The organism is Vibrio sp. Vb2960 (assembly GCF_033337665.1).
GTDB lineage: Bacteria > Pseudomonadota > Gammaproteobacteria > Enterobacterales > Vibrionaceae > Vibrio > Vibrio alginolyticus.
Genome location: NZ_JAWORD010000002.1, coordinates 146,482 through 168,263 on the forward strand (window position 1 = coordinate 146,482; position 21,782 = coordinate 168,263).

Below are 21,782 nucleotides of genomic sequence, written 5' to 3' on the forward strand. Positions count from 1 at the left end.
GGCCCTTCAAAAAAGTTAGGCGCAAGAAGCACCAAGTAATCACCGGAGTCATTGACAAGGAAAGGACATGTCGCAGTTTTATACATGAGGTTGTGAGGGATAAAGGTTTAGGGACAAAGAGTGAATGACTGATCGCCATTGTTCATAAACCGCTATAAAACGCCTTTTCACCACATACTGAAAAGGCGTTTTTCTAACGTCTGCCGTGCTTATTTCAACGTAGCTGCGGTCTGTTTGCCCATGGCTATGAGCCTATCGAGAATACGTTCACCGTCGGCACGTAAACCGTTGTGCTCGTACTCATTGGTGATCCACGCTTTTGAATTTGGGATTAACGCGAGCGTCTCTCGGCTGATATCCATTTCAACAAACATATCATCGGCGTAAACGGCGCAACTGACAGGCACTTTGTTCTGAGCCAGTTGTGTTTGATCGTACAGCGCAGTCCAATCTTCTTTCGCTGCCAATATTTCTGCGGTGTCTTTTAGTGGTTTGAGGTTAACGTATTGGTCGAACATCCATGGGAAGACCATTTCCCCCGTAAAGTAAAATGGCTTGCCAGATTCATAATTAAACTCTGATCGGGTTTGGCGAACGCGGTGCGCACTCCAATTCGACGCGAAGCTTTGACAGTAAATCGATTCATGCAAAATGGCGTAGATCGGGTTGGTTTGGAAGTTTTGCTGCGCCAACATATCGTTTAAGAACTCATAACGAAGTTGTGGTTTGCCGTCCACTTCAATCAACGCGCTTTCTAGCCAATAGTAAGTTGGCAAGAAAGTATCACTCACACCAAAGTTGATGCCGATTTGTTGAAATTGCTCCACCGTGAAGCGTTGACCATTTGGTAGGTACTCTTCGTTTTCCAGCAAGTGATTCGCAATGTTTTGGCAAAGTTGTTGCGCATTGGGAAATTGTTGGAAGAACGCTTGGTTTTTCTCCATGGTGCGTTTGAAGGTGGCTTCATACACATCGTCGGCATGACGCGAGACAGATGGCACGCCACCTGTGATGTAGCTTTGTAGCAAGCTGTCTGGGAACAAAGACAAATAGGTGAGGGAGCAAAACCCACCAAAGCTTTGACCTAAGATCGCCCATTTTTCGACGCCAAATTGCTCACGAATGTATTCCGCATCACGAACAATGTTGTCTGCGCGGAAGTGGCTTAAGTAGTCTGCTTGTTGCTGCGGTGTGAAATGAGCCAGAGTCTGATGATTAATCACCGAACTATTGCCCGTACCGCGCTGGTCGAGGAGCAAAACTCGGTACTCTTGCAGCGCGCGTTTTACCCAGCCGTTATTGCCGTTTTGACGCGGAGAGGGAAAGCCAGGTCCGCCTTGAAAGTAAACCAACCAAGGTTTGGTCGATTCTTCATCGCCAACTAGGCAAACCGCACGGGCGAAGACTTCAATGGTGCCTTTGCTCGCGTCTTGGTAATCCAGAGGAACGGTAAAACTGTGGGGAGTGTAATGCAATCCTGCGTCGATAAATGATTGAGCGTTCATTGTTATCTTTATTTCCTTATTGAGGGGTAGCGCTACTTTACTGCGAATGGCGCGAAGAACCAATGCTATTTCCCAATTGCCTCTTCAGTTCCATACCTTGGTCAAATCAATGTAAGTTCAAGAAAATGAAACGATTAGCGACTGGTGCAACTGGTTGAGTGAGCTATGCTCAATAGAGTTGCGACAAAGTAAGAGCATGGAGGAAGTCGGATGAAAGTGTCACTGGCTCGATGGACAATTGTGACTTGTTTAATAAGCGTACCTACTTTTGCCGTTGTTACGCCCAATCCACCTCAGTTACAGGCAAAAGGCTACGTATTAATGGACTTTCAATCCGGTGCCATTATTGCCGAGCATAACGGACGAGCAGGCCTTGCTCCGGCGAGTTTAACCAAGTTGATGACCGCTTATGTAGTTGGACAAGAAATCAAAGCGGGGCGTTTGAAATGGGATGATGTTGTCACCGTGAGTGAAAACGCGTGGTCGGCCAAGTTTCCCGGTTCTTCTAAAATGTTCATCAAACCGAAAGATGAAATTAGTGTTGCGAACTTAATGCGCGGCGTGATCATCCAATCAGGAAATGACGCGTGCGTTGCACTGGCTGAGCATGTTGCAGGCAGTGAACGCGGCTTTGTCGCCTTGATGAATGGTTGGGCGGAGAAATTAGGACTGCAAGACACCTATTTTGTGAACTCCCATGGTCTTGATAGTGATGGCATCCAAACCTCACCAACCGATATGGCAAAACTCATGCAGTCGATCATCAGCGATGTTCCCGATGTGTATGCGCTATACAGCGAGAAAGTCTTCAAGTGGAACGACATTACGCAGTACAACCGCAATAAGTTGTTGTGGGACAATTCCATTGATGTCGACGGGGGCAAAACCGGCTACACCAGCAATGCCGGATACAGCTTGGTGAGCTCGGCCAAAGAAGGAAGAATGCGCCTTATCTCGGTGGTGATGGGCACGCCAAGTAAACAGGCTCGGATCAGCCAATCGAAGAATCTACTCAGCTATGGTTTTCGTTTTTATGACACCAAGCAAGTTGCTAAGCAAGGCCAAGTTGAGTCTAAAGTTCGCGTTTGGAAGGGAAATACCAATCAAGTTGAGGCGATCTTTGCTAAAGATGCCTATCTCACTCTGCCTCGTTCAATGACGGCTGGGCTTGATAAGAGTGTGGTGTTAAATGAACCGTTGATTGCGCCGATCGCGCAAGGAGATGAGATTGGTAAGGTCGTTTGGAAAAGCGATGACAGTACCGTGGCGAGTTATCCCTTGGTCAGCAGCCAAGCGGTAGAAGAGGGCTCGTGGTTCGCTCAGCTTTGGGACAGTCTGGTGCTGTGGGTGAAATCGTTCTTTAACTAGAATAAAAACGAGCAGAAGTGTCTTTCTGCATTTTTTTGTTGATGGCCGCCCTGCTATAACGCTGGGCGGTGTCTTATTTAACGGTTTATTCCGACAAGGTGATGATTGGTAAATCGTCCCAAATCTTACTTTCATCCGATGCGCCACCGGAGAAGTTCCAAGGGCCTTTGTCTTGCTCTAGCGGACGGTAAGTTGCCGAAAGGCCGTCTAAGTCCCAAGTCGTGATATAGAAGCGGATACCATCGAGCGAATCTGGGCGGCCTAGTGCATCGCTAGCAAAGTCCATTGAAATGGTGTTGTTGGCTTTGTCTACTGTCACTGTTGGTGCTGGCGTTACGGCTTCTCCCCATGTCGTCGCATTTGCTCCTTTGGTGTTGTAAATCGAGCTTTGCCAGCCAAAAACAACCGCATTGCGACTCCAGGTTCCGCTTGGCATAGAAGCGTTGATCTTCGGTAGCTCAGACAAGTTGGTTGCCGTTTCTTCCGGTAAATCCATAAAGATGGTGAAACCCACGTGGTCGAAGCCGTTTGGTGGTAACCAAGTGTCGGTGATCTTGTCCATGGTGAAGGTCAAACGTACGTTACTGCCAACGGTAAATACCTCAGCTTTGTTGATTGCGAGTTGGCTATTGTTTTTATCGAATGTTGGATCCGTTGGTAGCGAATAGTTACCGTTAGGACCGCCCATGCCATCTTGCGCATCACCCGCGTCATCAATAGTGTCGTTTGGCGTGTTTGACCAGCTTAAGTCCGACACAAAGTTAACATCTTCAATGCCAGCTTTTTTCTCAGTAGAATAAATCGCGAAGCGGTGTTGTTGTTCGCCAATTGCAAAGTGACGAGTCGACAGCGTGACACTAAACTGACCATCAGCGCCTGCAGTAATGGCTTGCGCTGTTTCTAAGTTACCATCGACGACAAGGTTCAACTTCTCGTTGGCGTTCGCACTACCCGCGATAACAATATCACCAGTGATGGTTTTTCCTTCCCAATCCTGCGCCAGTTGGATGTTGAGGTCTGGGGTATCTACCGATTGGGTATCGTTAGTTTTTGAGTAAATCACGGCAGATTTGGCTGGTAGCTCAAGGGTTACGTGACCGTTTTCATCTGCGATTAACTGCTCTGGAGCGTCTACCCAGTTCGACATGATTTGTTGTTTGAAGACGGTGCCACCAACTTGTTCTACATCGAGTTGGTTCATCAACATCGGCGAGTTGGATGTATTCATCACAACCAAGACTTCGTCGTTATCCAACGTTCGAGTAAAGGCGAACACGCCCGCGCCCGCTTTATCGCTGCCAATCACTTTTATTTCACCACGTGTCATGACTTTGTTTTCAGTGCGTAGCTTGGCAAGTTCTTGAATAAACAAGTACATCTCACTGTTTTGGTCGAACGAGTCTACGTAGTTGCCATCTTCACGGTACCCTCCGGCGAACATCGCATCGCGCGCCGCTGACATCGCCTGTTCTGTCCCTTGGTAAATCACAGGGATACCCGGCACAGCCATCATTGTGATCAGCGCTTGCTTCATATCATTGACACTGCCTTGTGATAGAAAACGTGGCATATCGTGGTTATCAATGAAGTTCGGCATGATGTATGGATTCGGGAACATCGCCATCATTTTTTCAAGACGGAAGCGTAGGTAATCGGTCGGTTGTCCTGCTGCAAACACGCGAGTCATGGTTGCTTGCAATGGGAAGTTCAACACCGAGGTTAACTGCTCCGGCGAGCCGCTTTCGCCGATGTAAGTCAGCATCTTCTCTTCGCCTTCTGTGTTGTAAGGCGTAGATGTTTCGAAGACTTCACCAAAGGTCAGGAAGTTGTCACGACCGGTATCAACCGCTTGCGTCATCACACCATCGTCGGCGTGTAGGAAGTCGTTCCAGAAATCGTGCTCAACAAACTTCACGGTATCGATACGGAAACCGTCAACGCCCACTTCGCGGATCCATTTTCGGTAGCTCTCTTTTAAATAAGCGCGTACTTCAGGATCGGACGTATTTAGATCATCCAGATCCGACAGTTGCCAGGTTTTTTCTTGGACGGGATCGTTGTGGTCGGTGATGCTTGGCGTCCAGTGGTAAATGCCAGTACCGTCTTCTTTACACTCATTCATGTTGAGCGGATAAGGCAGTTCTTGCCCTGCTGGCAGCGCATTTTCAATCAAACGGAAACCTTGGCAAGGTAGGCTAGGGTCGTAATAGTATGGGTCATCGTAAGTGAAGAAGTTACCTACGTGGTTGGTCACGATGTCTTGAATCAAGAACATATTACGAGCGTGCACTTCTCGCGCTAACGCTTGGTAGCTTTCCATGTCGCCAAAGTGTTCATCCACTTTTTGGAAATCGCGCGCCCAGTACCCGTGGTAGCCGCCGTAGTTTTGCTCTGCATCCCACCATTGGTTAGCAACTGGCGGAGTAATCCAGATCGATGTGGCACCGAGATCTTCGATGTAGCTTAACTTATCACTCACGCCAACGAGGTCGCCGCCGCTGAATTTTTTATCCGACGTCGGATCGAATTCGTTTTGCCCTTGATCATTGAGAGCGCTGTCGCCGTCGTTAAAACGGTCGATCATCAGGAAGTAAATGATTTGATCTTGCCAATCAGGAGATGCCACGTGGCTGCCTGTATCGATTGGTGTGGTTTCGTCGCTTCCACAGCCAGAGAGAGCAAGAGCGATCGCTAAAGGAAGTATTTTTATTTTATTCATTGGGTTAGGTAGAGTTTCAAACACAGTTTCTGCCTCCGTTATGCAGTAATGCAGAAACGATAAAGCAAAGGTTTGAAATTGAGAGTGTCATTTCACGCCAAAAAAGACGTGAAATGATGTCACGAAGAGACGATTTTGATCTGACCGACAGTTTTAATTGAGCGGTTGCACAATAGGATATTGTATCGGGTAATGCTCTTTCGCGAGCTCGTTGCCGGATTCATCATAAAGGCGGAAACGGCACTGCTTTGCAGTTTGAGTGAGCGATAATTGCAGCACCCAACAAGCATAATGTTGCGAGTGTTGGGTCAAGCGCATTGCGTGAGGTGTGGGGTCATCATCGGCGTAACAGTCAATCCTCACAACGTTTTCAAGTCGGCATGCCAGTTCGATAAAGAGCGTGTATTGCGCCCCAATATTAATAAGCTGCCGAGTCGGGACAATATATTCCGTTGCGCCAATTAAAAGCCCCTTAGAAACCACATAATCACGCTGGTGGTTATTCTCAATGTAACGTTCTCCATCGACTTCATAACACAGGCGAAAGGTAAGGGGATGCGCTACCGGAAGTTCGGTCGTTGCCCATAGCTCGGTACCATGACTTAAAAAACGCTCGAAGAAGGCGGGGTAGCGCCGCCATGCGCCATCACGGTCACGGCATTCTACCGAGACCACTTTTTCAAACGCAATATTGTCCACTTCCATCCAGATTTTGCCAACAGGTTGGTCGATGTGGTTATCGTCGAAGGTATTGGCTTTGGCGTAGTATAAGCGGATCGGTTGTTGATTTAGTTGAGTTCGGTTATCCAAACATTGTTGGCGATATTGCATGGGTGAAAACGGATACCAACGACGAAAAGTGCGGTGAAAGTTCGAAGGTTCTTCATAACCAAGTTGATAGGCGATTTGCTGCGTTGTGAGTTGGGTGTCGGCAAGCAAAGTGAGTGCTTGCTTTCTTTTAGCGAAATCAACGCATTGAGAGTAGCTCATTTGCTTTTCTTGCAGTCGACGTTGCAAGGTGCGTTTGGAGACGCCCAGTTGCCTTGCCGCTTGCTCTAACTTGAGCGCGTAATTACTGTTTTTGATGAACAAGGCGTTCAAAACACTCAGCAATTCTGGCTGTTCAATTGGTTGGTGAGAAAGCAGCAAATAAACATGTTTCACCAGTTCAAACACGCTTGAACTCGTTTTAGAATCTCGCGTTTCCTCTAGAAAAATATTGGCCGCGAGTGGATTGTTGGCGTGAACTTGTACCTGTATTGATTCGCTTAACTCAAGCATTTCCAACTGCATTTTGAGCAAGCCAAACACCGACTCCGCCCAATTTGGCATATCGCCCGTTCTACATTCGACTTGCAGATGGATTTGGGCATCACCATGTTGCAATGTGACGTACAAACGGCGGTCGAATAATGAGACACTTTTACTCCACCAAAGCAGCCCTTCTTGGAGGTTAGGCGCTTCTTTCAACATCATGCATTGCAAGGCCACCAACTTCTCAATGTGCCAATATTCGCCGGCAATTCGAAGGTGATTGTGACCGAGCTTTTTGCACAGAAAGGATGTAATAACGTTATCTTGAGGCAGCATGAGTTGAGTTTGGTTGCGAGCAAACATGCATTATTGCCGAAAAGATGAAGAAGTTCAGTGAGAACGCTCAAAGCCTTTCTTATCGTTTTATTTTCAAATTTATTTTGAAAATGTTTTTAATCGAAATCGGTTTTTCCCTTTATCTCATGAGGTTATGCTGTTACTCAGCTTAAACTCATTAATTGGAGAGCCTCATGGATATCGTACAAGCTGCAAAATCTCGTTACTCAACGAAAGTGTTTGACCCAACGCGCAAGCTATCTCAAGAAAAAATCGATGCAGTTAAAGAGCTGATTCGTTTTAGTCCATCGAGTGTGAACTCTCAACCTTGGCATTTCATTCTGGCAAGCACAGAAGAAGGCAAACAGCGCATCGCTAAAGCGGCGCAAGAGAACTACGCATTTAACGCAGCGAAGATTCTCAACGCTTCTCACGTATTGGTGTTTTGTGCGAAAACAGGCATTGATAACGACTACATTGAAGCGCTAATGGTGCAAGAAGAAAAAGATGGTCGATTCCCAACTGAAGAAGCGAAAGCGGCTGTACGCGGTGGTCGTAGCTACTTTGTGAACATGCACCGTTTTGATCTGAAAGATGCAAACCATTGGATGGAGAAACAAGTTTACCTCAACGTGGGTACGTTGCTGTTGGGTGCTTCGACGTTAGAAATCGATGCAGTACCAATTGAAGGGTTTGATCCAAAAGTGCTGGATGAAGAATTTGGCTTGCGTGAAAAAGGTTATACCAGTGTTGTGATCGTGCCGCTTGGCTACCACGCGGAAGATGACTTCAACGCGAAAACGCCAAAGTCTCGCTGGGACGCAGAAACCGTATTCACCGAGATCTAATTCGAGCTTACTTACAGGTGACGTAGAACCCCGTAATCAATATATAAATCGCAAAAGAGTGATAAAACGATGATCCACTTAGTCGCAGAAGTGAAAGCCTATCCAGATAGTAAGGATCAGGTGGTGAATTTGCTTGCTGGTTTACTAGAGCCAACTCGTAAAGAAGAAGGCTGTTGCCAATACGAGTTGTATCTCGACGAAAAAGTTGATGGCCTATTTATGTTCCAAGAAATCTGGGCATCGCAAGAGGCCTTGGATAAGCATTTGCAAAGCCCGCATATGGCGACGTTTCTTGAAACATTGGAAGAGAATGATTGGGTTGAATATACCCAGATTCGTCCTCTTCGATTTATCGCCTAATGACAGAAGGTTGCCAGCACGTTGGCGCGTTGCTGGCAGCATTTTTGTTGGATAAAGTCGCGGAAAGTCCGAATCGTTGGCGTCAATAATCGACGATCGGCACATACCATGTAGAGCGGCACTGGGCCGCAATCCCACTCTGGTAACACTCGCACCAATCTTCCCTCGATTAAGTCTCGGCTAATGTCCATCAATGATTTATTCGCAATGCCTTTGCCTTTTATCGCTAACCGGTGTGGCAAGTCACTATCGTTGCTCATCAAGTTACCGCTGACCACGATTTGTTCTTTCTCGCCGTCACGCGTGAGCGTCCATTTGTTGTAGACCGAATCCGCGACCATATAGCACAAGCAGTTGTGTTGCATTAAATCGGCAGGAGAGGTGAGTTCTGGATGTGTAGCTACGTACTCTGGCGATGCACATAAGATCCGTTCGTTTGCCCCACACAATGCCAACACGACCAGATTGGAGTCGGCCGGCTCGCCGTAGCGAATCGCAATATCGACAGGCTTGGTGTACATATCCGTCAAACTATCGGACAGCTCTAGTTTGATGGAAACATTTGGGTAGAGATCGATGAACTCATCCACCCAATCGAGCAACATATTGCGACCAAAATCGGAGGGCGCAGTAATGTGCAGTTGACCAGATAACTCGCCACGCGCACTTGAGATCTGATCCAACCCCTCTTGCAATGTTGCCAACGCTTGCGTGGTTTTGTCTAAAAACAGTTCGCCCTCTGAGGTTAAACGAAGGCTTCGGGTGGAACGCACAAACAACGGGAAACCGATTTGCCCTTCAAGACGCTTAATCGATGCGCTAATGGCGGCAGGTGTCATGTCCATGCTGTTAGCGGCTTTTGAAAAGCTGCCTTGGCGCGCGGTTTCGACAAAAATATTGAGGTCGTTGAGGGCTTTCATAATGAAAAGGGCTTTTAAGAAGTTTGGGCTACTATAGGGGAGAGTCGTAGGCCAATTCAAGGTTAAAACATTAGGTTGCACGGCGAGTTTGAGTTAGATTAGCGCGCAACTTCACTTTACCGGATCAATAGCATGAGCCAACAGCAGCCGAATAACCCACTTCACGGGTTGAGTTTAGAGAAAATCGTCACCCGACTAGTTGAACACTTTGGTTGGAATGGCATGTATGAGCGCGTTCGTGTGAACTGTTTCAAGAAAGATCCTTCAATCAAATCGTCGCTGAAGTTCCTGCGTAAAACGCAATGGGCGCGGGACAAAGTCGAAGCGCTGTACATCGAGACGTTCTGCTAACCGCTCTATGGTCTGCAGCAAGCGGTAAGTAGATTCTTAGTCTCGCTTTGGCTCGCTAGAATGACGCAGCTTTTCTTATCGCGTAGGTTGGAAGAGTCGCTCCACTGATACGTCCAAAGTGATTTTCCGGATGGTCACTTAGGCTTATCTGGAATCGCTTTTTTAGATGGTTTTGTAGAGGTCAGAGCCAAACTCGAACTGTTATTCTGAACCGAGAGGAACGAGCGTGATTCAGAATCTACCCTCAGATTGTATTGAGTTTATTCATGGCTCTATGGTCTGTAGCAAGCGGCAAGTAGATTCTTAGTCTCGCTTTGGCTCGCTAGAATGACGCAGCTTTTCTTATCGCGTAGGCTGGAAGAGTCGCTCTGCTGATGCGTCTAAAGCGAGATTCCGGATGGTCACATAGGTTTATCTGGAATCGCTTTTTTAGATGGTTTTGTAGAGGTCAGAGCCAAACTCGAACCGTCATTCTGAACCGCGAGGAACGAGCGTGATTCAGAATCTACCCTCAGATTGTATTAAGTTTATTCATGGCTCTATGGTCTGTAGCAAGCGGCAAGTAGATTCTTAGTCTCACTTTGGCTCGCTAGAATGACGCAGCTTTTCTTATCGGGTAGGCTGGAAGAGTCGCGCTGCTGATGCGTCTCAAGCGAGATTTCGGATGGTCACTTAGGCTTGTCTGGAATCGCTTTTTTAGATGGTTTTGTAGAGCTCAGAGCCAAACTCGAACCGTCATTCTGAACAGCGAGGAACGAGCGTGATTCAGAATCTACTCTCAGATTGTATTGAGTTTATTCATGGCTTTATGGTCTGCAGCAAGCGGTAAGTAGATTCTTACTCTCGCTATGGCTCGCTAGAATGACGCTAGTTTTCTTATCACGCGGGCTGGAATGGTACCTCAGCATCATTCCCGATAGCGATGAAGAAGCGCTGTCGGGAACCTCGCCTTTAATCTCTCGTTTCTTGCTACTCCAAATGATGCGTACTACCCACGGTTCCTTCCAAGTCTAAAATCGACTGGCGAACGTGATCTGGAATCGCAGCTTTAACGTTGTTCTTAAAATCAAACATCACACCAGTGGCGGTCGCGATGGTCGCAATTTTACCCCACTTCTTACTCAGCACTTGGTACTCCATCGTGATGCGATCTTCTTGCATGTCGATTACGCGAGAACCGACTAATAGCGTGTCTGGGTAAGTAACAGGCAATTTGTAGCGGCATTGAGTCTCGCTCAGTACTGGCCCAATTTGCGAGGTCTGCAGGTCGACCAGCAGGTTAATTTTGTTGAAGTAATCTAAACGTGCGGTCTCGAAGTAGCGAAAATAGACCACGTTATTAACGTGTTGCAGAGCATCCATTTCACCCCATGCGACTTTTATCTCTGTGATAACGGGAAAGTCCTTTAACAGTGTGTCCATTTTTATTGCTCCTTTTTCATCTGCTTTGCCACAAATTGCGACGCGACTTATCACTTTGAGCATTTATTCTAGATGTAATCATTTAATATGTAATAAAATTGTTTTTAAAATGTGAAATGAAATAGTGGTTTGATTATGTAAACCAGAAACTTTACATAATCGAGTTGAAGGCGTAAGTTTAACTAAGAGTAACCAGATAGGAGGTGTCTCATGATTGAACTCAAAGGTTTCAACCTCGCAAGAGTTGAGAAACGCATTGATTGGACAGGTGAGCTGTTCAGTTTGAGAATATCTGGCGCGCCTCTTTCCTTTAAAGCTGGCCAATTCACCAAGCTTGCTTTGCTTGATGATGAAGGTAAGCCGATCAGCCGTGCTTACTCTGTGGTTAATGCGCCAAGCGAGCAATTCGATTGGTTGGAATTTCTAATAGTAGCCGACCCTCAAGGACAACTTTCTCCACGGCTCCAAAAGCTTAAATCTGGTGATAGCATTTATGTCGGTGCCACCGCACATGGCGATTTAATCCATGACTCTATTCCTAAACAGGCTCATGACCTGTGGCTGCTATCTACAGGTACGGGGATTGGACCGTTTTTGTCGCTGCTGGATGATATAAACCTACCGCCTCACAATGAGCGCATTGTGCTGGTTCATGCTGTTCGTTTCGAAAAAGATCTGGTTTATAAATACCTAATTGAACAGCTTCAGCAACGATATGAAGGCAGATTAAAGTATATACCGATAGTCAGCAGGGAAGTGGTTGATGGTAAATTACAAGGCCGAATTCCTGAACTCATCGAATCGGGTTTACTGTCCAACGCCGCTGATGCGCCATTCTCAGCTCAGCGTAGCTTTGTCATGATGTGTGGGAATCCACAAATGATCAAAGATACCGTGCCCGTCTTACAAGAGCTAGGCTTGGAAAAGTATCGCCATCAAACCGGGGGAAATATCATTTACGAACGTTACTGGTAGCGTTTTGTTAAATTGATACGGTTATGCTCAAGATGTAATGATTACTTTTGAGATACGACCGCGATTTAGTATGTTCTTAGTTGAATATTATATTGGCAATACCTAAACTGCGCTCACCATTGCGCGTCTGTACACTCAGTCATTCTCGCTTAACCAATTACATTGAGGTGACTGAAGTCCATGTATGCTTTTATCGCGAGCAAGCAACAGAGAATCATTGCTGGTTTTATCGACCTGCTCTTTACGATGGTGGTCGTGTTAATAATTGCATTGAGTATTAACTCTTTTCTTAACGACTTTCAGCTCTCTTTAGCAGATAACCTCACGCTTGTTCGTGAAACTCAGGCGTTTTACTTGCTTTCTTTACCAACGGTTTTAATGATCAACTGGAATGCATTGAGTCATGGGCAAACCATTGGTATGCGCATGATTGGTATTAAAGTTGTAATGAAAAATGATAGTAAGGCAACGAAAGTTACAGCAGGGTTAAGGCTTGTTATTAGCTACTTACTGGAGATGCTCATTCCGGGGATCCCGTTGGTAAATTTGGCATTGTTGTTCTTTCATCCGGAGCGACGTTTGTTGCATGACTTGATCGCCAATACTAAAGTTGTCCAAGTTTCCTAATTTTTTGATCGAAAAAGCCACGTGAAGTGGCTTTTTAATATCGATAAAGTTAACCAGATTTACTGTTGATTAACATATTTCTTAAAGCGAGCTTTGGTTTCTGCGTCTGCTTTTTGGTACCAGAAGTGCAGCATCTCTTCAGCTGTCGAATCCGCTTTAACCGCAGTTGCTCTCACTTGCTTCATATCCGCAGGAACCTTTGCAGGAAGCGTGACTGGCTGCATGGTCGCTGCGCCAGCAAAAGCCACGGCTGCTGCACCGCCAGCTTGGTTATAATCTTCGATTTCACGTACGTAATCACGACCGATTTGCATACCCGGTTTGAGCAACTTGTCTTGGTCAACCGCGATTGCGTTGCCAGAATCATCAACCAGTTTCCAATCTAAGTCTTTGATCTTCTCTTCCGCATCACGTAGGTTGCGGTATTCTGGCATTTGTAGAGTGAGTTCGGCATTGGTCGCGTCAAATCGTGTAACGATAACATCGCTTTCAACACTTAAACGGTCATTACCTTGGTTGAAGTAAGGGGCGAAACGAAATACGACTTGGTTAAGGCCATCAGGTAACGTCAGTGTTCTCTCAGAGGCGAAAAAACCACCCGAAAGATCTGCTTTTTCACCGTTAGCCGCTAATACTGAAACGTTGTCAGGAACACTCACGGTTACATCTGCGAATGCCATGCCACTCATTGCGAGAGCAAGCGCACAAGTTAAAGGCTTGATCAATTTCATTGTTTTTATCCTAAGCAAATTAGTGGTCATCGAGAGTGCATCGTTCATTGCCCGATTGCAACTCCCAAGTGTAATAAGTATGAAAATTTAACAAGAACGTCATTTTTATCGCATTTATTACGACGAAACTGTGATCCAAATAGAATCAAACCGCTGAAATTCAGCGGTTTGATTCTATAAGTTATAGATTAAATTTCTTTCTAACTTATTGATTTATTATATGCCTGCACCATGTCCAGGTTCTGATTGGTCATCAGAAGCGTCTTGTTGTTCTGCCATTTCTTCTTGCTGTTGTGCTTTCTCAATGCTCAACCACCAAACAAATAACTCATACCAAATTGCTAGGATAACGGCACCTAAGAACAGACCAACGATGCCGTAGAAAAGCATACCACCGATGGCACCGAGCAGAATCACAGGCATTGGCACGTCGACGCCACGTCCCATCAACATTGGTTTGAACAGGTTTTCAGAAAGAGCCGCAACTACGACCCAAACAGTAAACATGGTTGCTGTTGAGGTGTCTTGGGTCATGTACATGAAGCCAATCACAGGTAGCACAGCGAGCAACGCCGGGAGCTGAGCGATACATAAGATCATTAGAAGCAGTGTGAGTAAACCTGCTGCCGGAACGCCAAATACGAAGAAACCAGCACCGATCAACAGTGCTTGAATCGCCGCTACACCGACTACGCCAAGCAGTACGCTTTTAATTGTCGCTGCGATAAGCGTGGTCCAGCTTTTTGCGTTTTCACCTGCGGTTCGAATCGCGATGGTTCTTAAGCCTGATGCCGCAGATTCAGAGTACGTCATGAAACCTGCTGCAATCGCAAGTGACAAGATTGAAAGCAGTAAACTTCCCAATACGCCCCCCAGTGTACCCAGTAAAGATGTGAGTCCTGCCTTTATTTGTGGCATAAAGGTTTGAATAGCTTGTTCAAGATTAGTAGCGAATAGGGTCCACACTTCGTAGAGCTTATCACCCACGATAGGCCAATCCGCTACGGAAGGTTTTGGCCCTGGTATTTTCACTTGTCCATTTTGTAGTACTTCAAGCGCGTGCGTTGCACCATCCACAATGGAGCCTGATACCATAACAAGTGGCGTGACAAGGAGGGCAATACCAAGTAAAGCAATGGTTGTGGCTGCCAAGCCTCTACGACCACCATATACACGCTGCAATTTTTGGGTAAGCGGCATTAAAGCGACGGCTATAATAGCGCCCCAAATAACCGGAAGGATGAAGGGTTTGATGATGTCGTACGTAAACATCAGCAAGACAAAGATCAAGCCAATGCGTATTGCCGATTCCACCATATTACTGATGAAAAGCTTACTGTCGATTTTTACCGATTGTTTATCCATTTTTGTTTACCTGATGATCAATGTTAGAACTGACGAGACTTGAAACAACAATCGCCATATAAAAAACACCTGTGATGGCCTCTAAATACACCACGACTTGAGCCAGTGGTGTTAGAGGACTAATGTCGCCATAACCGAGCGTGGTTAAGGTAACGAAACTGAAATACGCTGCATTGGAGAAGTTCTGCCCCCAAGAAATCGCTTCCATACCGGTAAAGGCTTCAGGCGAAAACTCAAGCAGAATGAGGTAGGCAATCGCCCACATCAGACCAAGTAGCAAGAAAAGCGCTACCGAGCCAATGACTTTGTTGCTGTTGACATGGCCGGTGAAAAGAATCTGTCTCGCGATGGATTTAAAAGTGCCGAAAAAGAACGCAAAGGTGAGGGCAAGCATCACCACATTCATCTCTCTGATGTCGAAAACGGTCTTGATCACAATCACAAGAACCCAAACACCAAACAGGCTGTAGAGGAAACGAGACCAGGTTTTGTCAAAGCGAAGGCTCGCAAAACAGACGATAAACGTCAGAACCGTGAAAGCCTGAAGTATGTGTTCAATCGTCCCTTCACCTACGACTTGTGCCATCGCACTCCCTAGCAACAAAATCACTAGTGCTAAGGTTAGATAGAAGAAGTTGTTTTCTTCATTAATATTTTTGAGGTTTTTACCAATGACCATGGCTCTTCTCACTTAGTTATTGTTCACTTTCTGCGGATGACTCTTTCATCACCATGATGGACGCAGAAAGCCCGAATCGAAGATCAATATCTTCAGGAAGTTCTTGTAGGGAGATTCGCACCGGAATACGTTGTGCTAGGCGAATCCACTGAAAAACAGGGTTTACGTTTGGAAGAAGGTTGTAGCCGACCGTACCGTCTTTGGGCGCAATCCCCCAACCAATCGAGTCAACCGTCGCGTCAATTGGCGTGTCTGGGTGAGACATCAAAGTGACACGCGCTTGGCTGCCAGGTTCGATTTGCGCAAGTTGGTTTTCACGGAAGAAACCAAATACCCAAAAGCTGTTTTTGTCGATCAGTGCGAGCAGTGGTTGGTTTGCGACCGCTTGCGTACCGTTTCTAATATCGAGGTTAGATACAAAACCATCGACGGTCGCATAAACTTTGGTAAAGCTGAGATTAAGGCGTGCTGATTTTAGTTGCTCTTCTGCAGATTTGATTTGCAGTAGCGACTCTTCGTAAGCGATTTCACGACGAATCAGATCCTTGTGAGAAACCGCGCCACGGTCTTTGGCACGAATGTCTTTTAAGCGGTCATATTCGATTTTTTTACCGCGAGAGCTAACAATGGAGCGCTCCAGTGCTACTTCGGCTTGAGATAACCCAACCTGGTAAGTCGCAGGGTCGATTTCAAACAGTAAATCCCCCGTTTTTACTTCTTGGTTGTCTTGCACCGCGACATTTACAATTGGGCCTGATACGCGAGGAGCCACTTTGATGACGTTAGCACGCACTTGCCCATCTCGTGTCCATGGGTTATTAAAGTATTCCTCAAACTTTTGATAGCCGAGCCAAGCTGCGCCACCAAGAATGACAAGATTGAGTGCGATTACGAATAGTTTTTTCATCTTGTTTGGCACCTAAAATTGAATATAAAAGCTGTCGATGGCCACCACATAACCGACCATGATGGCAATAAACGTCAGAGACGGAAAAGCGATGAAGCGAGACAAACGTGTCTTGTTCAATATCATCACCGTTATCCACGTGGCCGTGACGGCGAGAAAGAGCACGAGTAGCGTAGGAGAAAAGTAAACGTCTCCCCAAGAGAGTTCATGAGGCATTACCGATCCTCCGTTTTGTTTTCATCACTGGTCTCAGCCGGAGTTTCGAGTCGCAAAGGCGGCAATACGCGGTTTTCTTCATTTAAATAACTTCCCCAGTCAGTGCGCTCTGTCATCTGCGTGGCAATCGATTCATTGATGAAAGGTTTGCCTGTTTGGGTTTGCCAGCCTCCACCGAGGGCTTTGTAGAGCGCGACAACTTGGTTCGCAACATTACCTTTGATCGTTGCGTAGCTGTCTTCTGCGCGGGTCATTTTTTCTACCGAGTTAAGCAGACGTTCGAATGAAATTTGTCCGTTTTCGTACTGTGTCATGGATATGTTGAACGCACGAATGGAAGAGTTGACCGATTGCAAGCGTAAATCTTTTTGCTGCAAATACAGGTCATATGCTTCGATTGCATTGGTGACTTCATTAACGGCTTGCAGTACCTTTTTGTTGTAGTTCGTCAGCGTTTCTTGGAAGCGAGCATCTTCGAAACGAATGTTATTTTTCACGCGTCCGTATTGGAAAATGTTCCAACTGAACGTTGGGCCAACCACCATGGTGAGCGAATCGCTAAAACTGAAACTGCTGCCATCGGGAACCGTACTGTCGATACCGATGGAACCGAACAACGAAAAGCTTGGGTACAGAGCGGTTTCTGCCACGCCAATCTGCGCACTTTGCGCGCGAGCTTGCATCTCAGAGACTTGCAAATCCGGACGTCGCATCACTAAGTTAGCATCCACTTGCGTATCCAAAAGCGGTGGACGTGGCACAATGGAGCGCTCGTCGGTGCCCGATAGCGCCGATTTTCTGCCCGTTGATTTGAACTGGGCTTCGTACTCAGCGATTTGCTTGTGCATCCCATCCGACTGTAGCAGTCCATCTACTTCTTCTGGTAACAGACCCAGTAGCAAAGCCAACACAGTACGTGATTGCTTCATTGCCACTTCGAGGCTCGGTAGCGCTGCTTTGGTGGTGTAGAGTTGGTTTTTAGCTTGTTGAACGTCCAATTCTGTAACGTTGCCAGAGTCGAACTGCACCTGTGTAATGCGGACGACACGCTCTTGAATCTCTATGTTGCGGCGAGACAGCAAAATACGTTCTTGGAATGTGCGATAGTTGATGTAATTGCGCGCCACTTCGGCGGTTATGGTGACCATGATGTCGTGATACGATGCGATGGATGCGTAGTAACCCGCTTCTGCCGACTCAATACCGCGAGCATACTTGCCCCAAACATCCATTTCCCAAGCAGCATCAAACGACAAAGTGGCGTTATTGACGCCCTGATCATTTACGTAGGCACGCGCTAGGTTTCCTGACACGGTTTGAACTTGTGGGTATTGCAAGCCAGTCGAAATACCAAGCAATGAACGTGCTTGGACAATTCGTAGCCCTGCGGCTTCTAAATCGAGGTTTTGTTTGCTCGCCAACTCAACCAGCTGATTAAGAGTCGAGTCATTAAATTGCTGCCACCATTGTTGTAGCTGTTGCTCTGATTGCTGCGTATCTTTGGCTGCTTTTTGCACCGACCAGTCACTTGGCAGTGGCGCCTGCTTTGGATGAACATAATCTGGTCCTACCGTGGTACACGCACTGAGTCCGAGCAAAGAAAGTATGGCGAGGCTTGGTTTGGTTAGTTTTGGAAGCATCATATCCCCACCTTTAAAAACGCTTCTGTTGTAAGTTCACCCAATCGATATCCTCGTAGGTTTGCTTGCAATGCTTGATTGCTTCGAACACGTTCCGTTTTAAATTCAGCAAGATATAAAAACCGGCTATCTCTGAATAAGCGTAGTCAGATAAATCCAACTCACTAAAAAAATCTTCCAGTTTATCTTCGAATGTTTGGTAATCCTGACTGTATTGGTCGAATACGGAGTCGAGTTCTTGTGTTGCTTGATGGCTGGCTAAAGCGCCTGCCATCAAAGGAATGATGGAATCGCGGTGTTGTTGACGAAGCTGAGTAATCAGCGGATTGGCCATCAACTTTTTCTCGGCGGCCATTAAGATGTTGATGTGATTACTGAGTACATCACACGCTTTGCTAAACGCGCCAATCGCTTCTGGCGTGGTTTTATCAAAGTGTTTGTGGTTGATTTTCGAACCCCAGACTTTGAGCTTTTTCGATGAGACATTGAGCGTCACCAAGTGCAAGGCCCGTTTGAGCGGCGTAATAACCGAGCTGGACTGCTGTTGATAGGTAGTGAACAGCTCTCGGGTATGTCGGAAGTAGCGTTCTTTTATGGTCAAAAAGAGGTGTTCTGGTCGTGAGCTAAACGGGAAGTAGTGCGCGAAAATAATCATGAACACCACCATGTAGAACAACAGCATGATCGTCATGAGGATCCCGAAGTGATAAAACATGTTGTTGTCTAAACCAAGAACAAGCAAGCCAATCATATAGAAAATCGTCACTGGCCCGTTAAACAGATAAAAGCCGATAAAGGTGTAGATAAAGATGAACAGGCCAAGTTCTAACCCGAGATCCAATTGCGGAAGGATGAAGACGTAAGAAGGCACCGCGAACAAGAAGCCGAAAGTGAACAGCACAAGCAACAAAATTGGGTGCACAGGCACGAACGACAGCAAAGACATAAACATGGTCGAGAAGACCACGAATGAGTAGCCGCCTGGTGGATTGAAGTAAATCCAAATCAGTCCTGCAACCCAATAGGTAACAAAGGTTTTGACCGCAGTTTTAAAGTTTTCTGCGTCCCACCATAGAAACTTGCCTTTCGGTTTCGGCAGTGGCACGTCAAAGGAGACGTTGTTCGTCACAGAGTCAATACAGCTAATGCTCTCAGCTAAACGTGACAAGTTTTGATGCATCAGTTCCAATAGGTGACCAAGCGTAAGCGCAGAGCCTTTCTCTAGGTGCGCTGCGTCTTCTAGCAACGCTTGGTTGTATTTGACTTTGAATTCCTGAGCACGATAAGCGGGTTCTTTTTCGTCCCAGACTTGTTGGCAGGTATCAAATAGCGCGTCAATTTCCGCCACGGCTTGATCAAAGTTGCTGATGCTTTCACGGTCTTGCTGGTGGCTAAAGTGGCTGTGCGCCGCGACGGTCAATTGTTGCGTTACCTGCTTGTTCAAATGAACTGCCAAGCGCCACTCTTTCATGTAGGCCGACACGTCACTGCATTCCACACTGACCGTAGCAAAGCGCTGTTCGAGCGCATTTTGAGCGGCAAACATCTGTTCGATGAGAGTGTCCACGCTAGGTTGTGGCTGTTCCGCTTCTGGATTTTCTTCTCCGCCTTCTTGAGGAGAGATTTGCCCTGCCGATTTTTGCTCGAAATTTTGCAAGATAGCGGTGAACAACGCGCGTTGTACTTGGTTGAGTTGTTCGATGAGCTGTCTTAGGTTTTGTTCTGTTTTGGTCGGGAATAAGAAAGTCCCCACGAGTGTGTAAACCACCACCCCAAACACCGTCATATAGGCGCGGTCAACGCCATAAAGGAACGCACCTTCTGCGTCACCGCCATTGGACATCATCAGTGTCATCACGCCGGTCAGCATGAGTAGCGTTGGATCTTTTTGATAGGCATTACGGAAGTAAAAAATGAATGAGACCACAACCGACACGCTCAGCATGTACAGCAAGCGGTCTTGAGCAAACAACCCCACCACTAACAAGCCAACCACGGCACCAACCAATGTACCTAACACGCGTAAGGTACCTTTGGCGAGGGATTCACGACGACTGCCTGTGGATGCAATCAGCATCACTGTGGTTGCGGCCGTCGATGCTTGCGGCCAACCCATGGCAAACGGGATCAGATAAGCCAGAGTCAGGCTAAGCGATACTTTAATAGCGAATTTTATTTTGTCGTTCATAGTGTCAAAGTTTGCTCAGGCTTATCGTTATAAGTTGATGAATTTCTTATATGAATAATCAGAATCTTGTTCTGAATAAATTCGGGGGGCGGAATATAGCGGGTGAAAAAGTGTGCTTTGTAAACCCTTTGTCAAAACAAAAAGTGCGTATTTGGCTTGATCTCGTGCTAGCCCTTGGCGTTATTGGTGAAACGCCTAAAACGAGCAAATTCGCGATCTGTGATGATTCTCACTTTTGAAACAAAATCGCTGCATTGTGTGAGCCAATCCTCACCTTATATTCTTCGCCTGGTACCAAAGCAGACCACTTGTAGCATCTGCAATGAGCTTTACTGCTTTAAAAAGCATAGATGATGAATGGGTATTTGAGAGGGAAAGTTATTACTTTTTATCGGCTTGCCGATTGTTCGTTTGTTTTTTTGGATCGAGATAAAAAAACCAAAGCGATCCCACCAAGAATGATGCCGCTGGTTAAAAGAGTATGCAGTGAAAGAGGCTCGTGGAGTACGATGCTGCCGAGTAGTAAAGCAATGGCTGGCACGGAAAGTTGGCTGACGGCGGCTTGAAGTAAAGAGAGCTTACGCATGACTTGGTACCAAAGTGTGTAACCAAGGCCAGAGGCAATGGCACCAGATGCGATAGCGAGCAACACTCCGCTCAAAGAAAGTTGGATTGAGGACAAGATTAATGGCGAAAGGAGCACGCCAATTATTGATGCTGCGATGAATCCCCACGTGATTCCACTACTTGGAGAAGGCGCTTGTTTGCCGAGCGCAGTAAACGCAGCCCAGCAAACGCCAGAAATTAACATGAGAAGTGCAGAACTGATATCGGGGCGAGTGGCAGATGGCAACATTAACCAAACAAAGCCAACAATCGAAAGGCCGATACCGATGACTTCGAGAAACTGAAAGCGCTCGCCTTGCCACCAATAGATCGCCAGTAATGTAAGTTGCACGGCACCAAACAAAAGCAAAGCACCAGTTCCTGTCGCCAGTTGTAAGTACGCGAAAGAGAAAAGGGCAGCGTAACCAAATAACGCCACGCCAGCAAAAAAGCGAAAGCGAGAAGTTGGCCGATCGGTTTTCCACTGACCTCTCACGACAAGCATTGCGATTAAGATAACAGCGCCGGATATCAATCGAACGAGCGTGAAGCTTCCTGCATCAATTAACCCTTCTGCCAAGGCAAGTCGGCACAATAATGAATTAGCAGCGAACGCCAGCATTGCAATAGCAGTGAGTAAAAAGGTCGACATCCTTGATCCTTAGCGTGTAAATGAACAGCTAGTGTAGATCCAAAAGAACATTTTTATTAGTTGATAAAGTGATTAGTTATAGCTATCAGAGCAAGAAAGTCATTAAAAATAAC

Annotated in this window: 19 protein-coding genes; 6 read left to right on the forward strand and 13 right to left on the reverse strand. The window is 46.4% G+C overall.

Annotated elements, in window-relative coordinates:
* Positions 1–209: 209 nt before the first annotated feature.
* Entirely contained in the window at positions 210–1,505 is a 1,296-nt protein-coding gene (locus R7O03_RS02630) for an alpha/beta fold hydrolase (RefSeq protein WP_213964053.1), read from the reverse strand.
* Positions 1,506–1,715: 210 nt separating this feature from the next.
* Between R7O03_RS02630 and R7O03_RS02635 the strand changes: the two genes are divergently transcribed.
* Positions 1,716–2,873 (forward strand): D-alanyl-D-alanine carboxypeptidase family protein, encoded by a 1,158-nt coding sequence (locus tag R7O03_RS02635; protein ID WP_024701007.1) that lies wholly within the window; start codon positions 1,716–1,718, stop codon positions 2,871–2,873.
* A gap of 85 nt (positions 2,874–2,958) precedes the next feature.
* Here R7O03_RS02635 and R7O03_RS02640 read toward each other — a convergent pair whose 3' ends face one another.
* Entirely contained in the window at positions 2,959–5,616 is a 2,658-nt protein-coding gene (locus tag R7O03_RS02640) for an alpha-amylase family glycosyl hydrolase (protein WP_318131424.1), read from the reverse strand.
* Between the two features lie 129 nt (positions 5,617–5,745).
* Complete coding sequence (locus R7O03_RS02645; RefSeq protein ID WP_318131425.1) at positions 5,746–7,209, reverse strand: AraC family transcriptional regulator; 1,464 nt, start codon at positions 7,207–7,209, stop codon at positions 5,746–5,748.
* Positions 7,210–7,376: 167 nt separating this feature from the next.
* On the opposite strand from R7O03_RS02645, the gene R7O03_RS02650 reads away from it, so the two are divergent.
* Together R7O03_RS02650 and R7O03_RS02655 are read left to right on the forward strand one after the other, a co-directional pair.
* Positions 7,377–8,030 (forward strand): oxygen-insensitive NAD(P)H-dependent nitroreductase NfsB, encoded by a 654-nt coding sequence (locus tag R7O03_RS02650; RefSeq protein WP_005384588.1) that lies wholly within the window; start codon positions 7,377–7,379, stop codon positions 8,028–8,030.
* A 69-nt stretch (positions 8,031–8,099) separates the two neighbouring features.
* Positions 8,100–8,390 carry a putative quinol monooxygenase gene (locus R7O03_RS02655; protein WP_005374925.1) on the forward strand — a complete coding sequence of 97 codons (291 nt, stop codon included), beginning with the start codon at positions 8,100–8,102 and terminating at the stop codon, positions 8,388–8,390.
* On the opposite strand, the gene R7O03_RS02660 is transcribed toward R7O03_RS02655, so the two are convergent.
* A complete protein-coding gene (locus R7O03_RS02660) occupies positions 8,387–9,310 on the reverse strand; it encodes a LysR family transcriptional regulator (protein ID WP_031853765.1) in 924 nt (307 codons plus the stop codon). The two genes, R7O03_RS02655 and R7O03_RS02660, sit on opposite strands and share 4 nt — an antisense overlap.
* 132 nt (positions 9,311–9,442) lie before the next feature.
* Here R7O03_RS02660 and R7O03_RS02665 point away from each other — a divergent pair, with 132 nt between their 5' ends.
* Positions 9,443–9,661, forward strand: coding sequence for a VF530 family DNA-binding protein (locus R7O03_RS02665; protein ID WP_005374929.1), 219 nt, complete (start codon positions 9,443–9,445; stop codon positions 9,659–9,661).
* Positions 9,662–10,630: 969 nt separating this feature from the next.
* Here the strand turns inward: R7O03_RS02665 and R7O03_RS02670 are convergent.
* Complete coding sequence (locus tag R7O03_RS02670; RefSeq protein WP_005374933.1) at positions 10,631–11,083, reverse strand: acyl-CoA thioesterase; 453 nt, start codon at positions 11,081–11,083, stop codon at positions 10,631–10,633.
* A gap of 210 nt (positions 11,084–11,293) precedes the next feature.
* On the opposite strand from R7O03_RS02670, the gene R7O03_RS02675 reads away from it, so the two are divergent.
* Positions 11,294–12,058, forward strand: coding sequence for a ferredoxin--NADP reductase (locus tag R7O03_RS02675; protein WP_005374935.1), 765 nt, complete (start codon positions 11,294–11,296; stop codon positions 12,056–12,058).
* A 180-nt stretch (positions 12,059–12,238) separates the two neighbouring features.
* On the forward strand, positions 12,239–12,685 hold the full coding sequence (locus R7O03_RS02680) for an RDD family protein (protein WP_025768614.1): 447 nt from the start codon (positions 12,239–12,241) through the stop codon (positions 12,683–12,685).
* 59 nt (positions 12,686–12,744) lie between these two features.
* On the opposite strand, the gene R7O03_RS02685 is transcribed toward R7O03_RS02680, so the two are convergent.
* The 8 genes from R7O03_RS02685 to R7O03_RS02720 form a co-directional block, all read right to left on the reverse strand.
* On the reverse strand, positions 12,745–13,416 hold the full coding sequence (locus R7O03_RS02685; RefSeq protein ID WP_017634411.1) for a DUF2057 domain-containing protein: 672 nt from the start codon (positions 13,414–13,416) through the stop codon (positions 12,745–12,747).
* A 216-nt stretch (positions 13,417–13,632) separates the two neighbouring features.
* Positions 13,633–14,781 (reverse strand): AI-2E family transporter, encoded by a 1,149-nt coding sequence (locus tag R7O03_RS02690; RefSeq protein WP_005386936.1) that lies wholly within the window; start codon positions 14,779–14,781, stop codon positions 13,633–13,635.
* Positions 14,774–15,460, reverse strand: a complete 687-nt coding sequence (locus tag R7O03_RS02695) for a potassium channel family protein (RefSeq protein ID WP_017634413.1) — start codon at positions 15,458–15,460, stop codon at positions 14,774–14,776. Before R7O03_RS02695 ends, R7O03_RS02690 begins: the two co-directional genes overlap by 8 nt.
* Before the next feature lie 16 nt (positions 15,461–15,476).
* Positions 15,477–16,367 (reverse strand): HlyD family secretion protein, encoded by an 891-nt coding sequence (locus R7O03_RS02700; protein ID WP_213968239.1) that lies wholly within the window; start codon positions 16,365–16,367, stop codon positions 15,477–15,479.
* Positions 16,368–16,379: 12 nt separating this feature from the next.
* Positions 16,380–16,583, reverse strand: a complete 204-nt coding sequence (locus R7O03_RS02705; protein WP_005374946.1) for a DUF1656 domain-containing protein — start codon at positions 16,581–16,583, stop codon at positions 16,380–16,382.
* Entirely contained in the window at positions 16,583–18,226 is a 1,644-nt protein-coding gene (locus tag R7O03_RS02710) for a TolC family protein (protein WP_213968240.1), read from the reverse strand. Before R7O03_RS02710 ends, R7O03_RS02705 begins: the two co-directional genes overlap by 1 nt.
* Before the next feature lie 10 nt (positions 18,227–18,236).
* Positions 18,237–20,411: an FUSC family protein gene (locus R7O03_RS02715; protein ID WP_318131427.1), complete on the reverse strand. Its 2,175-nt coding sequence runs from the start codon at positions 20,409–20,411 to the stop codon at positions 18,237–18,239.
* A 388-nt stretch (positions 20,412–20,799) separates the two neighbouring features.
* Positions 20,800–21,669 carry a DMT family transporter gene (locus tag R7O03_RS02720; RefSeq protein ID WP_318131429.1) on the reverse strand — a complete coding sequence of 290 codons (870 nt, stop codon included), beginning with the start codon at positions 21,667–21,669 and terminating at the stop codon, positions 20,800–20,802.
* Positions 21,670–21,782: the final 113 nt, after the last annotated feature.

Coding starts and splice junctions, on each gene's coding strand:
- R7O03_RS02675 (WP_005374935.1), top strand. CDS start 11,294: ATGATTGAACTCAAAGGTTTCAACCTCGCAAGAGTTGAGAAACGCATT.
- R7O03_RS02690 (WP_005386936.1), bottom strand. CDS start 14,781: ATGGATAAACAATCGGTAAAAATCGACAGTAAGCTTTTCATCAGTAAT.
- R7O03_RS02660 (WP_031853765.1), bottom strand. CDS start 9,310: ATGAAAGCCCTCAACGACCTCAATATTTTTGTCGAAACCGCGCGCCAA.
- R7O03_RS02645 (WP_318131425.1), bottom strand. CDS start 7,209: ATGTTTGCTCGCAACCAAACTCAACTCATGCTGCCTCAAGATAACGTT.
- R7O03_RS02685 (WP_017634411.1), bottom strand. CDS start 13,416: ATGAAATTGATCAAGCCTTTAACTTGTGCGCTTGCTCTCGCAATGAGT.
- R7O03_RS02705 (WP_005374946.1), bottom strand. CDS start 16,583: ATGCCTCATGAACTCTCTTGGGGAGACGTTTACTTTTCTCCTACGCTA.
- R7O03_RS02655 (WP_005374925.1), top strand. CDS start 8,100: ATGATCCACTTAGTCGCAGAAGTGAAAGCCTATCCAGATAGTAAGGAT.
- R7O03_RS02700 (WP_213968239.1), bottom strand. CDS start 16,367: ATGAAAAAACTATTCGTAATCGCACTCAATCTTGTCATTCTTGGTGGC.
- R7O03_RS02670 (WP_005374933.1), bottom strand. CDS start 11,083: ATGGACACACTGTTAAAGGACTTTCCCGTTATCACAGAGATAAAAGTC.
- R7O03_RS02630 (WP_213964053.1), bottom strand. CDS start 1,505: ATGAACGCTCAATCATTTATCGACGCAGGATTGCATTACACTCCCCAC.
- R7O03_RS02680 (WP_025768614.1), top strand. CDS start 12,239: ATGTATGCTTTTATCGCGAGCAAGCAACAGAGAATCATTGCTGGTTTT.
- R7O03_RS02710 (WP_213968240.1), bottom strand. CDS start 18,226: ATGATGCTTCCAAAACTAACCAAACCAAGCCTCGCCATACTTTCTTTG.
- R7O03_RS02665 (WP_005374929.1), top strand. CDS start 9,443: ATGAGCCAACAGCAGCCGAATAACCCACTTCACGGGTTGAGTTTAGAG.
- R7O03_RS02635 (WP_024701007.1), top strand. CDS start 1,716: ATGAAAGTGTCACTGGCTCGATGGACAATTGTGACTTGTTTAATAAGC.
- R7O03_RS02720 (WP_318131429.1), bottom strand. CDS start 21,669: ATGTCGACCTTTTTACTCACTGCTATTGCAATGCTGGCGTTCGCTGCT.
- R7O03_RS02715 (WP_318131427.1), bottom strand. CDS start 20,411: ATGAACGACAAAATAAAATTCGCTATTAAAGTATCGCTTAGCCTGACT.
- R7O03_RS02695 (WP_017634413.1), bottom strand. CDS start 15,460: ATGGTCATTGGTAAAAACCTCAAAAATATTAATGAAGAAAACAACTTC.
- R7O03_RS02650 (WP_005384588.1), top strand. CDS start 7,377: ATGGATATCGTACAAGCTGCAAAATCTCGTTACTCAACGAAAGTGTTT.